Source organism: Intrasporangium sp. (genome assembly GCF_051961875.1).
Lineage (GTDB): Bacteria > Actinomycetota > Actinomycetes > Actinomycetales > Dermatophilaceae > Intrasporangium_A.
The window spans coordinates 1-13500 of the sequence record NZ_JBQCCV010000267.1; the positions used below are offsets into that span (position 1 = coordinate 1).

The window sequence follows — 13500 nt, forward strand, 5'->3', positions numbered from 1 at the left end:
CGAGGCCGTGTCGAAGAAGTTCGTCTCGGGGTCGTAGTCGGTCGGCGTCGCGATCACCACGTACTCCGCGCCGGCATAGGCCTCGGCCGGATCCAGCGTCGCCCGCAGGGCGAGACCACCACTCGCGAGGCACTCCTGCAGCTCGGCGTCGATGACCGGCGAGCGCCCCTCGTTCACGAGCTGGACCCGCCGGGCCGAGATGTCGAGGGCGACCACCTCGTTGCGCCCGGCGAGGATCGCGGCGTTCGAAAGGCCGACATAACCGAGACCGACGACAGTGATCTTCACACGCACAGGGTAGAGGTACGCCGCTCACCGGGCAGCCGCACGACCTGCGGTACGGGGGCACCCGGACCCCGACCATCGGGAGGCTTCTTCACGATGATGCCGGTGGCTTGCGTACGTGTGAGCAGGTTCCAGACGGTCGAGGTCCCGGGGCCAGCCCTGCGCGCCGACGCATTTGTGTCGGCTGGACGGGGCCCACGGTAGCGACGGCCGTCCGGCTTCGTGCGGTTTTCGGCCAAATTGGTCCGAGTGCACCGCTTCCGCCCGGTGTGTGCCCACGACGGCGATGAACACAGCGGCCCCGGCCTTGCGGGACCAAGCCCAGCGGCATACCAGGGAACGGACGTCACGGTCGTGGAAAAGGTCACATCGAGCCCGCCTACGCCCGGGTAGGCAGAGGCGCCCCTGAGCACGGCGATAAGGTGCGCTGGTGGCCATCAATACTCCCTCGCTGACGAGACAGGCACGGGCCAGCCGCACCACGGTCTTCATGAAGATCCTCATGGCCGTGTCCGGTGCGCTCTTCGTGCTCTACGTCCTTGTGCACATGTACGGCAACCTCAAGATCTTCGGTGGGACGGAGGCTTTCGACGAGTACGCGCTCCACCTGCGCACGATGTTCACACCGATCCTGCCCTTCGGCGGGATGCTGTGGATCATCCGGGTCGTGCTCCTCGTCGCCGTCATCGTCCACATCTGGGCTGCGTTCGCACTCTGGGCGCGCGCACAGGGGGCGCGGACGAACCGCTACGTCGCGAAGGAGGCCGCGAAGCGCACGCTCAAGACGAAGTGGATGCGCTGGGGCGGCGTCGCCATCCTCCTCTTCGTGATCTGGCACTTGCTCCAGTTCACGATCGTGAAGTTCAACGTCGGCAGTCTCAATGCCGGCCACAGCGCCGGTGAGCTCGTCATCTCGAGCTTCCAGGTCTGGTGGGTGACGCTGATCTACTTCCTCGCGATGGTCGCGCTCGGGCTGCACCTGTACCACGGCGTGTGGAGCGCCTCGCAGACGCTCGGCTGGGCCAACACCCCGCGCGCCCGCCGCACGTGGAAGGCCGTGGCGCATGTTCTCGCCTTCGTCATCGCGGTCGGCTTCATCGTCCCGCCGCTGGCCATCCTCGCTGGAATCGTGAAGGGCTGATCCATGACCACCACCGCTCCAGAGACCACCGAAGTCCCCACGGGGCCGATTCACGGGCTCTACACCGAAGGCGACGCGATCGCGGACACCAAGGCGCCCGACGTCCCGATCGCCAAGATGTGGGACCAGCGCAAGTTCGACGCCAAGCTCGTCAACCCGTCCAACCGCCGCAAGCTGTCCGTCATCATCGTCGGCACCGGCCTTGCGGGCGCCTCTGCGGCCGCGACCCTCGGCGAGGCCGGCTACCACGTCAAGTCCTTCTGCTACCAGGACTCCCCGCGACGGGCGCACTCGATCGCGGCGCAGGGCGGCATCAACGCGGCGAAGAACTACAACGACGACGGCGACTCCGTCTACCGCCTCTTCTACGACACGGTGAAGGGCGGCGACTACCGCTCCCGCGAGACGAACGTCTACCGCCTCGCCGAGGAGTCCGCGAACATCATCGACCAGTGCGTGGCCCAGGGCGTGCCGTTCGCCCGTGAGTACGGCGGACTGCTCGACAACCGCTCCTTCGGCGGTGTGCAGGTCGCCCGCACGTTCTATGCTGCGGGCCAGACGGGCCAGCAGCTGCTCATCGGCGCCTACCAGGCCATGGAGCGGCAGGTCGCCGACGGCACCGTCGAGCAGTTCACCCGTCACGAGATGCTCGAGCTCATCGTCGTCGAGGGTCGCGCCCGCGGCATCATCGCCCGCGACATGGTGACCGGCGAGATCGAGACCCACCTCGCCGACGCCGTCGTCCTCGCGAGCGGCGGCTACGGCAACGTCTTCTACCTGTCGACGAACGCGATGGGCTGCAACACGACCGCGATCTGGCGTGCGCACCGCAAGGGCGCCTACTTCGGCAACCCGTGCTACACCCAGATCCACCCGACCTGCATCCCGGTGGCCGGCGACTACCAGAGCAAGCTGACGCTCATGTCGGAGTCGCTGCGCAACGACGGCCGCATCTGGGTGCCGAAGCGTCGCGAGGACTGCGACAAGGACCCGCGGGAGATTCCCGAGGCGGACCGCGACTACTACCTGGAGCGGATCTACCCCAGCTTCGGCAACCTCGTTCCCCGCGACATCGCCTCGCGCCAGGCGAAGTACGTCTGCGACGAGGGGCGCGGCGTCGGCCCGTTGGTCGGCGACTTCCGCCGCGGCGTCTACCTCGACTTCTCCGAGGCCCTGGCCCGGATGAGCAAGGAGGCCGTCGCGGAGAAGTACGGCAACCTCTTCGACATGTACCAGCGGATCACGGGCGAGAGCCCGTACGAGGTCCCGATGCGGATCTACCCCGCGGTGCACTACACGATGGGTGGCCTGTGGGTCGACTACGACCTCGAGACGACGATCCCCGGTCTCTACGCCACCGGTGAGGCGAACTTCTCCGACCACGGCGCGAACCGGCTCGGCGCCTCGTCGCTCATGCAGTGCCTCGCGGACGGCTACTTCGTCCTGCCCAACACGCTGCGCGACTACCTCGCGAACGGTCCGTACCCGAAGGTGTCCGAGGACTCGCCGGAGGTCGTCGAGGCCCGCGCCGCTGTCGAGGACCGGATCACCCGGCTGCTCGGCGTCCAGGGTGAGCGCTCGGTGGACTCGTTCCACAAGGAGCTCGGGCAGATCATGTGGGAGTACTGCGGCATGGAGCGGACGGAGGAGGGCCTGCTCAAGGCCATCGACCTCATCCGCGCCCTGCGCGACGAGTACTGGCGCAACGTCCGCGTCCTCGGCTCGGCGGAGACGCTCAACCAGAGCCTCGAGAAGGCCGGCCGCGTCGCCGACTTCCTCGAGCTCGGCGAGCTGATGTGCATCGACGCGCTCCACCGGCGCGAGTCGTGCGGCGGCCACTTCCGGGCCGAGTCCCAGACGGAGGACGGCGAGGCCCTCCGCCACGACGACGAGTTCGCGTATGTCGCGGCGTGGGAGTTCACCGGTGAGGGCGACAAGCCGGTGCTCCACAAGGAAGACCTGGTCTACAAGGCAATCGAGCTGAAGCAGCGGAGCTACAAGTGAGCGACAACGGAATGAACCTGACCCTGAAGATCTGGCGTCAGGCCGGTCCCAAGGCCACGGGCGAGATGGTGACCTACCAGGTCAGCGACATCTCCCCCGACATGTCGTTCCTCGAGATGCTCGACGTGCTCAACGAGGACCTCAACAACAAGGGCGAGGAGCCGATCGCGTTCGACTCCGACTGCCGAGAGGGCATCTGCGGCATGTGCGGCCTGATGATCTCCGGCAAGGCACATGGCCCGGAGGTGACGACGACCTGCCAGCTGCACATGCGGTCCTTCCAGGACGGCGACGTCATCACCGTCGAGCCGTGGCGCGCCGACGCGTTCCCGGTCATCAAGGACCTCGTCGTGGACCGGTCGGCCTTCGACCGGATCATCCAGGCGGGCGGCTTCATCTCGGTCAACACGGGTGCGGCCCCCGAGGCCCACTCGGTGCCCGTGCCGAAGCCGAAGGCCGACCGTGCCTTCGACGCCGCGAAGTGCATCAGCTGTGGCGCCTGCGTGGCCGCCTGCCCGAACGCCTCGGCGATGCTCTTCCTCGGTGCGAAGGTGACGCACCTCGGCGAGTTCCCGCAGGGCCAGCCGGAGCGCAGCGCCCGCGTCGTCAAGATGCTGGCCCAGCACGACCTCGAGGGCTTCGGCGGCTGCACGAACATCGGCGAGTGCACAAACGCCTGCCCGAAGGAGATCCAGCAGGACGTCATCAACCAGCTCAACATCGACCTGCGGCACGCGCTGCGGCAGATGACCTGAGCCGGTCTGCGCTTGAGCGCCGAGAGCCCGTCCCTGTCGCAGGGGCGGGCTCTCGCGTTGTCGATGGTCGGTGGTCGGTGACGTCGCACAGCGTGTCGCGTTCCGTGTCGCTCTGACGACACCAACTGCGACCTGACCGGCGACGTCCCTTTCGTCCCAATGGTTGGGTATGGTGGCGCGCGATGTCGACAAGGGGGAAGCTCTGGCGCCGGGTCTGTGCTGCCGGCGCGGTTCCGGTAACCCTCCTCCTCACGACCGGGTATGCCGCCGAGCCGGCTGCCGCCGCCCGGCTCGGTCCCGCGGCGGCCCCAGCTGCTCCTCACCCGACGCCGTCGTGCCAGGAGTGGCAGACGGTGACGCACGCCCCCCAGCAGCCCCGGCCCTCGGCCTCCCCGACGTCGTGGACGGCCTGGTGCCAGAACGCGCCCCCGAAACCGTTCGACCATGCCGCGTGGGACCCGAAGACCGTCGTCGGGGGGCCGCTGCTCGCCCAGTCGGGCGTCATCGTTAACGCGCAGCCCGGGGTGGCGGCCCTGCCCGAGGTCGGCGACGTCTCCTACGTCCTCGCAGACCTCGACACCGGCGAGGTCCTCGCCGCCAAGGCACCCCACGCCTGGCTCCGGCCCGCCAGCACCCTGAAGACCCTGACCGCGCTCACCCTCATCCCCCGGCTCGACCCCAAGCAGGTCGTCGTCGCGACGAGCGAGCAGGTCGCCGCCAACGGCACCCGGGTCGGGATGGTCGAGGGCAACCCCTATCCGGTCCAGTCGCTCTTCCAGGCGCTGCTCATGGTCTCGGCCAACGACGCTGCCTACGCACTCGCCGACGCCGCCGGCGGATACGACCAGGCGGTGGCACTGATGAACGCGAAGGCCACCGAGATCGGCGCCTTCGACACCGTCGCGGTCGACCCGAGCGGCCTCGACGAGCCGGGCCAGCACTCGAGTGCGTACGACCTGGCCCTCATCGGACGAGCGGCGATGGCCCTGCCCGACTTCCGGACGTACATCACCATGCGGGACACCGTCTTCCCGGGCGGGACCGACAAGGGGACGAAGCAGAAGTACGAGCCCTTCCACATCCCCAACATCAACGACCTACTCGCCAACTATCCCGGGGCGATCGGGATCAAGCCCGGACGGACCAACCGCGCACAGCACACCTTCATCGGGGCGGCGACGCGCGACGGCCGGACCCTCCTCGTCACCCAGATGGGCAGCACGAGCGGGTCGTGGAAGCCGACGGCCGCCCTGCTCGACTGGGGCTTCGCGAACGCCGACCACGTGACGCCGGTCGGCCGGCTGGTCGAGCCGGGTGACGCCGCACCGCCGAGGCCGATCGCTGATGGGGCACCGAGGTCGGCGGCCGAGGCGCTGCCGCCGGCCGGCTCCGCCGAGTCCGGGACCCCCCGCCCCGGGTGGACCTCTGGCACGGTCGAGCGGCCGTTCCCGCTCCCGGGTCGAGGGGCGATCCAGGGCGCGGTCATCGTCGTGGGCCTGCTTGTCGGCGCCGGCGCCTATCGGATCCGTCGCGCACGCAAGCGCTGATGCGTGACGGGTGGGACGAAGCGCTCACTCGAGGTGGAAGGGACGCGAGCGGCGGGTGGCGGACCAGATGAGCGCACCCGTGGCGCCGACCACGGCACCGAGCGCGAGCGAGATCCGGTCCTGAGCGCGGCTGGGGCGGCCGGACCGGAGCGAGGTGCCACTCCCAGCGGTGGCCGCGCTCAGGTCGCCGGCGCGAGCAGCCCAGGCGGGAGCGGCCGCCGGCGGCGCGGGCTCCCCTGCCGACGGTCCCGGAGCCTCCTCGCGCTTGATGCGCCCCAGCTCGGCATCGTTGGCGGACCATGCGGCCGACAGCAGGACGACCCTCGACATGAGGTTGAGCCAGAAGAGCAGGCCGACGGCGACGGCCACGGCACCGAGGAGCGGGTTGCTCGTCGCACGGGCGATGAGGAAGCCGCCGAAGTACTTCATCACGGTGAGCGCGACCCCGCCGACGATCGCGCCGCTTCGCACATCGGCCCACGGCAGCGGCACACCGGACAGCATGCGCAGCAGCACGACCATGAGCAGCGTGTCGAAGACCGCACTGAGAACGAGCCCCACCGCAGTGACGACCCACGACTGGCCGTCCAGGCCTACCCAGCCGGCGATGTTCTTGGTGATTCCTCCGATCGCGCTCGTGAGGATCGCCGATGCCGCCACGCCGAGACCGAGGGTGAAGAGCACGGCGAGATCGCGCAGCTTCGTCGTGACGAAGTTGCCCGGACTGGCGCCGAGACCGTAGATGCCGCGGATCGCCGAGCGCAGCGCGCTGATCCAGCCAAGTCCGGAGAGCAGCAGGGTCACGAAACCTACGATGCCGGTGATCGTCAGGGTCGAGGCCTTCGGCGTGGAGAGGGCGATGATGCCGTTCGGATTCGTGGGCGTCTTCACCATTCCCGGCAGCGTCGCGTTGAGCGAGCTCGCGATCGTCGACAGCAGCTCGGGGTGGCCCCGCAGCACGATGCCGAAGATCGTGAAGGCGAGCGCCAGCGCGGGGAAGATGGAGAAGAACGCGAAGTAGCCGACGCCGGCCGCGAGCAGGTCACCGTTGTGGTTGCCGTAGCGTTGCCACGCCCGGTACGCCTGGGACCGCTTGATCCGGTCGATGATCCTGCGGACGGCCTGCACTGGTCAGCCTCCTTGGAGGGGGAAGTCCTTCACTGGTCGCCACACGTCGTCCTCACCCTGTTCGTAGAGGAAGAAGCTGTCGACGACGAAGTCGGTGTGGAAGTCGGCGAGCTCGGCGAACGCCCGCTCGAGACAGTCCTCCGGAACGTTGTGCGCGACGGTCACGTGCGGGTGGTAGTAGAAGTCGAGCTCGCGCTCCAGCGGCCCGCTCCGCAGCTGCTTCTCGAGCCGCTCGCACGCCGCGACGCCCTGCGCGACCTGGATGTAGACGACGTCGGAGATAGGCCGGAAGGTGCCGGTACCGCGCAGGAGGACGTCGAAGGGTGGCCACACGGAGGCCACCTTGGAGCAGTGCTCGACGAACGCGCCATACGTGTCCTCGTCGACCTCGGTCGGCGGTACGAGGGTGATGTGCGCGGGAATCCGCCACGCCGCATCGTCCCCGAACTCGGCCCGCCGCCGCTGGAGGTAGTCCCCCTGCGGGGCCGGGACCGGGATGGAGACGCCGATCGTCGTGGGACGCGAAGCAGTCACGAGTCCGACCGTACCCAATCGATGCGGAACCGTTACCACTGCCTCAGGCGCCAGCGGTGCGGCGGATGCTCGGGAGCAGGCCGACCCGCTGGTAGACGCGGCGCACTGTTGCCTCCGCGACCTCCGCGGCACGGCCGGCACCGTCGGCGAGGATCCGGTCCAGCTCGGCCGGGTCACGCATCAGCTCGAGGGTGCGTTCCCGGAACGGGGTGATCGCCTCGACGACGACCTCGGCGACGTCCTTCTTGAGGTCGCCGTAGCCCTTGCCCTCGTAGGCGGCCTCGAGCGCGGACACCGGGATTCCGGAGAGGGCGGAGTGGATCGACAGGAGGTTGGAGACCCCCGGCTTGTTGTCCACGTCGAAGCGGATCTCGCGCTCGGTGTCGGTGACGGCCGAGCGGATCTTCTTGGCGATGCGCTTCGGATCCTCGAGGAGGCTGATCAGGCCGGCGTCCGTCGCGGCGGACTTGCTCATCTTCGCCGTCGGCTCCTGCAGGTCCTGGATCTTGGCCGTCTCCTTCATGATGTGCGGCTCGGGCACGATCAAGGTGTCGCCGAAGCGCTGGTTGAACCGCGTCGCCAGGTCACGCGAGAGCTCGAGGTGCTGGCGCTGGTCCTCGCCGACGGGCACGACGTCCGAGTCGTAGATGAGGATGTCGGACGCCATCAGGATCGGATAGGTGAACAAGCCGACGTTCGCCGTGTGGCCCTTGGCGGTCTTGTCCTTGAACTGGGTCATCCGGCTCGCCTCGCCGAAGCCGGTCAACGTCGAGAGAACCCACGTCAGCTCCGTGTGCTGGTGGACGTGGCTCTGCACGAAGAGGACCGAGCGGCTCGGGTCCACTCCCCCGGCGATGAACTGCGCCGCGGTGACACGGGTGCGCTCGCGCAGCACCTCCGGCTCGGGCGCGACGGTGAGCGCGTGCAGGTCGGCGATGAAGTAGAACGCGTCGTGCGTCTCCTGCAGCTTGACCATCTCGACGAGCGCCCCGATGTAGTTGCCGAGGTGGAGCGAGTCGCTCGTCGGCTGCATTCCGGACATGCTGCGGGGCTTGGAGCTGGAGGGCATGGGCGTCATTGTGGCCCATGAGGCGGGCCCGCTCCCAACCGTGCTGGCTGGGTGGACGAGCAGGCCGTATGTCGCTCAGCCCCCGTCGAGCTTGAGGGCTCCCGGTCAGAGGTCGTAGTCGACGACCACGGGGGCGTGGTCGCTCCAGCGCTCAGCGTAGGTCGCCGCCCGTCCGACGCCCGCGGCCGTGGCACGGGCCGCGAGCGGGGCGGTCGCGAGCTGGTAGTCGATGCGCCAGCCGGCGTCGTTGTCGAAGGCCTTGCCCCGCCAGGACCACCAGGTGTAGGGGCCCGGCCCGTCGCCTGCGAGAGAGCGGTGGACGTCGACCCAGGCGCCAGCCGCGAACCAGCGGTCGAAGTAGGCCCGCTCCTCGGGCAGGAAGCCCGACTTCTTGAGGTTGCCCTTCCAGTTCTTGAGGTCGGCCTCGCGATGCGCGACATTGAGGTCGCCGGTGACGACCATCAGCTCGCCGCGGGAGGAGGCACGCGCCATACGGGCCGTCATGGCGTCGAGGAAGGCGTACTTCTCGACCTGCTTGGGCGTGTCCGCCTCGCCCGTGTGAACGTACGCGGAGACCACTGTGAGGGTCGCGCTCGGCGTCTCGATGTCGACCTCGACCCAGCGGCCGGCGTCGATGAAGGTCTCGTCGATGCCGACCCGGTGGGCGAGGTGCCGGTCGCGGGTGGCGACGGCGACGCCGGCGCGGCCTTTAGCGTTGCCCTCGGTGTGGGCGACGTACCAGTCCCCGAGCCCGGCCTCGGCGAGCGCCTTCTGCAGCTCCTCATCGGAGGCGCGCACCTCCTGGAGGCAGAGGGCGTCGGGCTGGGCGGAGCGGAGCCAGTCGGCCGCTCCCCTGCGGATGGCGGCGCGGATGCCGTTGACGTTGGCGGAGATGACGCGCATGGCGGCCATTCTTCATGACACGGTTCCGCCGGCCGTCGGCGCCTTCGAACCCATAGGGCTCGCACAGCGATTCCCGAATGCCCGCACGGGGCGCACGGTCAGGATCGCTGCATGAACGTCGTTGCGACCTCCGCGCCACCGAGCGCGAAGCCGGCGTTGGGCACCGCCGACGGGGTCGCCGTGATGGTCGCGACGCTGGCCGCGGTGTTCCTTGTGCCGTGGACCATCTATCTCGGCGGCACGCTCCACCATCCCGGCTTCTGGGTCGCGATCGACTCGCTGGAGGCGCTCACCGCGGCCACGACGGCGGTCCTGGTGGTTCGCCGCTCGCTGTGGGCTCCCATGGTTGCCCGGATCGGCGGGATCGTGCTCGTGCTGGATGCCTACACGGACATCACGAGCGCAGACCGGGTGGGCCGGCTGGCCGAGGCCGTCGCAATGGCTGTGCTCGTCGAGCTGCCGCTGGCGGTAGCCGCGTGGGCCTGGACGAGTCGGCGCGACGGGGTGGGCCGTCTCGGAGCCGTCATTGCGGGGTCAGCCGAGGACGGCGTGGGTCACCCAGGCCCAGGCGAAGACGGGGGCGCCGACGGCGAGCATGAGCGCGCCGATGCGGGCGGCGGGAGCGTGCCGGTAGACCTGGGCCAAAACGGCGGCCCCGATGCCGACGGCGAAGACGATGAGCGAACCGATGCCGAACTGCCGGCTCAGCTCGACGACCTCAGGGCTCGCTGTGACGTTCGCGATCGTGGACGACACGCCCCTGGGGCTCCATGGCGGCGGCAGCGGCGCTTGCGCGAGAAGGAAGGTGCCCAGGCCCAGCGCGTCCGGCAGGGTCCGCGACCTGCGCCGACGCGTGACGTGGCGACGACTCGTCGCGCTGCCGACCCAGATGGTCCGCGGCGCCGGCACGCGCGGGAGCGTGAACAACAGACCGGGGAGGCCGACAAGCAGGGCGAGCTCAGCCGCATACAGCCACGGGTTGTGCGCGGAGACGAGCCACAGGACGTGGACGATCGGGCTCGTCGCCTTGACCAGGACGAACAGGTAGACCAGGAAGACCGCGAGCGCACCGAGAGCCCAATAGAGATCAGTGTGACTCCTGCGATGCCGGCCCCGGGACACGGTTCGACAGTCTAGGGGCTGCGAGCACCTACACTGGCCCGCGTGACCGACATGCGCCAGGACGAAACTGACGAGATGTTCGATGACGACGACGAGGCGACGTTGTCCCGGACCGAACGCCGCGAGAAGAAGCGGAACCGCCGCATCCTCATCGTCGCACTCGTGCTGATCCTGGTGCCGCTGCTGGCCATCGGCGCCTACCTCGCGTATCTCAACCACATCGTCTCGAGCAACGTGAAGCAGGACGCTCTCCTGCCCGACGTGAAGCCGACCGTCGCGCAGCCGCCGGACAACGGGACCAACTACCTGCTCATCGGCAACGACGCACGCCCCGGCGACACCGCGTCGCGCTCGGACGTGATGGTGCTCATCCACGTGCCTCAAGACCACTCGACGGTGCAGCTGATCCACTTCCCGCGGGACCTGTGGGTACCGATCCCCGGCCACAAGGAGGCCAAGCTCAACGCCGCCTACGCGTACGGTGGTTCGCCCCTGCTCGTGGAGACGATGCAGAACATGCTCGGCATCGAGATCGACCACGTCGCGATGGTCGGCTTCGAGGGCTTCAAGCGGATGACCGACGCCGTCGGCGGTGTCGACGTCCACGTCGAGGAGCCGAGCAAGAGCAACGGGTTCACGTTCACCAAGGGCACGATGCACATGAACGGCCCGATGGCTCTCGCCTTCGTGCGGGAGCGCAAGCAGCTCAGCGAGGGTGACATCTCCCGTGGCAAGCGGCAGCAGGCGTTCATCAAGGCGCTCATGCTCAAGGGCCTTTCGAAGGACGTGCTCCTCAACCCGGCGCGGCTAGCCGACTTCGTCGACGCGGCGACGAGCAACCTCACCGTCGACCAGAAGCTGGACGTGGGCGACATGCGGTCGGAGGCCTTCGCGTTGCGGAACCTCCGCGGCAGCGACATCCGCTTCATCACCGCGCCGTTCGACGGCTTCGGCTGGAGCAAGGACGGCCAGTCGATCGACCTGACGAACTGGGCGAAGATGAAGGAGCTCGGCGACGCGATCCGCAAGGACGAGATGGACTCCTACAACTGAGGCCGGGCGATGACCGCTGATCGATCGCTCAAGGTCCTCGTGACCGGGGCCGGTGGCATGCTGGCCCACGACCTCGTGCCCGCGCTCGAGGCGGCCGGCCATTCAGTGACGGCGGCCAACCGTGCCGACCTCGACATCACGGATCCGAAAGCGTGTGCGGTTGCGGTGGCGGGTCACGATCTCGTGGTCAACACGGCCGCGTGGACCGCGGTCGATGACGCCGAGTCGAACGAGCCGGTCGCGTTCGCCATCAACGCTGTTGGCGCCGCCAACGTCGCACGCGCGGCCGCCGCCGCGGAGGCGCCGCTACTGCATGTCTCTACGGACTACGTCTTCGACGGACAGGCAACGAAGCCGTATGCCGCTGACTCCCCCGTGTGCCCACGCTCGGCCTACGGCCGGACCAAGGCTGCCGGCGAGTGGGCCGTCCGCGCGCTCTGCCCCCAGTCATGGGTCGTCCGGACCGCATGGCTCTATGGCGCGGGCGGGCCGAACTTCGTCGAGACGATGACCCGGCTGGCCCACGAACGAGACACGGTCTCGGTGGTCGACGACCAGGTCGGACAGCCCACCTGGACGGTCGATCTCGCCGACCTCATCGTTCGTCTCGTCGGCAGCTCGGCGCCATACGGCATCTACCACGGCACGAGCCAGGGGCAGGTGAGCTGGTTCGGGTTCACCCGGGCGATCTTCGAGAAGCTCGGCCTCGATCCCGAGCGGGTGCAACCGACGACAACGGAGGCGTTCCCCCGTCCCGCCCCGAGGCCCGCCTGGAGCGTGCTGTCGCATGACACGTTGGTGGACGCTGGCCTCACGCCGATCCAGGACTGGCGTCGCGCAATCGGCGCCTACCTGTCCACTCCTGACGCCAGCTCCGTGTAGAAGTCCGTGCAGGCCTCGTAAGAGGGAAGCAGTCCCGACTCCCTCGCCGCCTCCAGGGTCGGTGCGGCGGCATCCTTCGGGGGGAGCAGTGGCTCGAGCCCGTCCGGCAACCTCAGGCCAACGGCCGGGTCGAGCGGGTTGATCCCGTGCTCGTGCCCGGGGTTGTATGCCGCGGAGCAGAGGTAGTGCGCGGTGGTGCCGTCCTCGAGGGCGACGAACGCATGGCCCAGGCCCTCGGCAAGGTAAACCGCCCGACGGTCCTTGGTATCCAGCAGCACCGAGTCCCACTGCCCGAACGTCGGCGACCCGACACGGATGTCGACAATGAAGTCGATGAGCGAACCGTTCAGCACGGTCACATACTTGGCCTGCCCGACCGGCACGTCCGCGAAGTGGATCCCCCTGAGCGTCCCTCTCGACGAGACCGAGATGTTGGACTGGACGATGTCCGGCCTGTAGCCAATCACCTCGGCCAGCCGGTCGCCCCGAAATGACTCGAGGAAGACCCCACGATCGTCCGGAAACACCCGTGGCGTGATCTCCCATGAGCCTGCGATCTTCAGCGGGCGGATCTCCATCAGAGCGATCCCCTGCCGTCCAGGAGCAGGCCCTGGAGGTAGGCGCCGTACCCGCTCTTGAGCTGGTCGTCGGCGTGTTGCACGAGGCGCTCGTCGTCGATCCAGCCGTTGCGCCAGGCGATCTCCTCGACGCAGCCGATCTTCTGCCCCTGCCGCTCCTCGACGACGGAGACGAACTGGCTGGCACCGAGGAGCCCCGCGAAGGTGCCGGTGTCGAACCAAGCGGTCCCCCGGGGGAGCACGGTGACCCCGAGAGACCCCCGTCTCAGGTACGTGTCGTTGACCGCGGTGATCTCGAGCTCGCCACGGTCACTCGGCCTCAGATCGCGAGCAATGTCGATGACATCGTTGTCGTAGAAGTACAGCCCGGGGACGGCATACCCGGATTTCGGGTTCGCCGGCTTCTCCTCGATGGACAGCACGCGCCCGGTGTCGTCGAACTCGACAACGCCATACGCCCTCGGGTCGGACACCCGCTGGGCGAAGATGTGGCCACCTG

General features: G+C 68.6%; 14 protein-coding genes and 1 pseudogene. 6 read left to right on the forward strand and 9 right to left on the reverse strand.

The genetic code is table 11. The features are described from left to right. Positions 1-288, reverse strand: a pseudogene (locus ACTHJJ_RS16415) (UDP-glucose 6-dehydrogenase); the annotation flags it as partial. Between the two features lie 427 nt (positions 289-715). Here ACTHJJ_RS16415 and ACTHJJ_RS16420 point away from each other — a divergent pair. The 4 genes from ACTHJJ_RS16420 (at position 716) to ACTHJJ_RS16435 (ending at position 5732) form a co-directional block, all read left to right on the forward strand. After that, positions 716-1426, forward strand: coding sequence for a succinate dehydrogenase cytochrome b subunit (locus ACTHJJ_RS16420; RefSeq protein WP_440304018.1), 711 nt, complete (start codon positions 716-718; stop codon positions 1424-1426). A gap of 3 nt (positions 1427-1429) precedes the next feature. Beyond that, the gene (locus ACTHJJ_RS16425) at positions 1430-3430 is read left to right on the forward strand and encodes a fumarate reductase/succinate dehydrogenase flavoprotein subunit (RefSeq protein WP_440304019.1); all 2001 of its coding nucleotides are present in this window, start codon (positions 1430-1432) and stop codon (positions 3428-3430) included. Between the two features lie 11 nt (positions 3431-3441). Next, on the forward strand, positions 3442-4185 hold the full coding sequence (locus ACTHJJ_RS16430) for a succinate dehydrogenase/fumarate reductase iron-sulfur subunit (RefSeq protein WP_440304030.1): 744 nt from the start codon (positions 3442-3444) through the stop codon (positions 4183-4185). A gap of 182 nt (positions 4186-4367) precedes the next feature. Beyond that, positions 4368-5732 (forward strand): D-alanyl-D-alanine carboxypeptidase family protein, encoded by a 1365-nt coding sequence (locus tag ACTHJJ_RS16435; protein ID WP_440304020.1) that lies wholly within the window; start codon positions 4368-4370, stop codon positions 5730-5732. A 24-nt stretch (positions 5733-5756) separates the two neighbouring features. Here ACTHJJ_RS16435 and ACTHJJ_RS16440 read toward each other — a convergent pair whose 3' ends face one another. The 6 genes from ACTHJJ_RS16440 to ACTHJJ_RS16465 all read right to left on the reverse strand — a co-directional run bounded on the left by ACTHJJ_RS16440 (position 5757) and on the right by ACTHJJ_RS16465 (position 10488). Next, positions 5757-6860, reverse strand: coding sequence for a YihY/virulence factor BrkB family protein (locus ACTHJJ_RS16440; RefSeq protein ID WP_440304021.1), 1104 nt, complete (start codon positions 6858-6860; stop codon positions 5757-5759). Between the two features lie 3 nt (positions 6861-6863). Beyond that, positions 6864-7394: a 2'-5' RNA ligase family protein gene (locus tag ACTHJJ_RS16445; protein WP_440304022.1), complete on the reverse strand. Its 531-nt coding sequence runs from the start codon at positions 7392-7394 to the stop codon at positions 6864-6866. A 43-nt stretch (positions 7395-7437) separates the two neighbouring features. Beyond that, positions 7438-8463, reverse strand: coding sequence for a tryptophan--tRNA ligase (gene trpS, locus ACTHJJ_RS16450; RefSeq protein ID WP_440304023.1), 1026 nt, complete (start codon positions 8461-8463; stop codon positions 7438-7440). A 105-nt stretch (positions 8464-8568) separates the two neighbouring features. Further along, positions 8569-9366, reverse strand: a complete 798-nt coding sequence (locus ACTHJJ_RS16455; RefSeq protein WP_440304024.1) for an exodeoxyribonuclease III — start codon at positions 9364-9366, stop codon at positions 8569-8571. A 98-nt stretch (positions 9367-9464) separates the two neighbouring features. Then, positions 9465-9593 carry a hypothetical protein gene (locus tag ACTHJJ_RS16460; RefSeq protein WP_440304025.1) on the reverse strand — a complete coding sequence of 43 codons (129 nt, stop codon included), beginning with the start codon at positions 9591-9593 and terminating at the stop codon, positions 9465-9467. A 307-nt stretch (positions 9594-9900) separates the two neighbouring features. Then, a complete protein-coding gene (locus tag ACTHJJ_RS16465; RefSeq protein WP_440304026.1) occupies positions 9901-10488 on the reverse strand; it encodes a hypothetical protein in 588 nt (195 codons plus the stop codon). A 51-nt stretch (positions 10489-10539) separates the two neighbouring features. Here ACTHJJ_RS16465 and ACTHJJ_RS16470 point away from each other — a divergent pair, with 51 nt between their 5' ends. Together ACTHJJ_RS16470 and rfbD are read left to right on the forward strand one after the other, a co-directional pair. Continuing rightward, a complete protein-coding gene (locus ACTHJJ_RS16470; RefSeq protein ID WP_440304031.1) occupies positions 10540-11541 on the forward strand; it encodes an LCP family protein in 1002 nt (333 codons plus the stop codon). Between the two features lie 9 nt (positions 11542-11550). Then, entirely contained in the window at positions 11551-12423 is an 873-nt protein-coding gene (gene rfbD / locus ACTHJJ_RS16475; RefSeq protein ID WP_440304027.1) for a dTDP-4-dehydrorhamnose reductase, read from the forward strand. Here the strand turns inward: rfbD and ACTHJJ_RS16480 are convergent. Both ACTHJJ_RS16480 and ACTHJJ_RS16485 read right to left on the reverse strand, forming a co-directional pair. After that, positions 12390-13001: a dTDP-4-dehydrorhamnose 3,5-epimerase family protein gene (locus ACTHJJ_RS16480; RefSeq protein WP_440304028.1), complete on the reverse strand. Its 612-nt coding sequence runs from the start codon at positions 12999-13001 to the stop codon at positions 12390-12392. The genes rfbD and ACTHJJ_RS16480 overlap by 34 nt on opposite strands. Continuing rightward, positions 13001-13500 (reverse strand): sugar nucleotidyltransferase (locus tag ACTHJJ_RS16485; RefSeq protein ID WP_440304029.1); only part of this gene is annotated, 500 nt, incomplete at its 5' end. The genes ACTHJJ_RS16485 and ACTHJJ_RS16480, both read right to left, overlap by 1 nt.

Coding starts and splice junctions, on each gene's coding strand:
- rfbD (WP_440304027.1), top strand. CDS start 11,551: ATGACCGCTGATCGATCGCTCAAGGTCCTCGTGACCGGGGCCGGTGGC.
- ACTHJJ_RS16460 (WP_440304025.1), bottom strand. CDS start 9,593: ATGGTCCACGGCACAAGGAACACCGCGGCCAGCGTCGCGACCATCACG.
- ACTHJJ_RS16455 (WP_440304024.1), bottom strand. CDS start 9,366: ATGCGCGTCATCTCCGCCAACGTCAACGGCATCCGCGCCGCCATCCGC.
- ACTHJJ_RS16480 (WP_440304028.1), bottom strand. CDS start 13,001: ATGGAGATCCGCCCGCTGAAGATCGCAGGCTCATGGGAGATCACGCCA.
- ACTHJJ_RS16425 (WP_440304019.1), top strand. CDS start 1,430: ATGACCACCACCGCTCCAGAGACCACCGAAGTCCCCACGGGGCCGATT.
- ACTHJJ_RS16470 (WP_440304031.1), top strand. CDS start 10,540: ATGCGCCAGGACGAAACTGACGAGATGTTCGATGACGACGACGAGGCG.
- ACTHJJ_RS16435 (WP_440304020.1), top strand. CDS start 4,368: ATGTCGACAAGGGGGAAGCTCTGGCGCCGGGTCTGTGCTGCCGGCGCG.
- trpS (WP_440304023.1), bottom strand. CDS start 8,463: ATGCCCTCCAGCTCCAAGCCCCGCAGCATGTCCGGAATGCAGCCGACG.
- ACTHJJ_RS16430 (WP_440304030.1), top strand. CDS start 3,442: ATGAACCTGACCCTGAAGATCTGGCGTCAGGCCGGTCCCAAGGCCACG.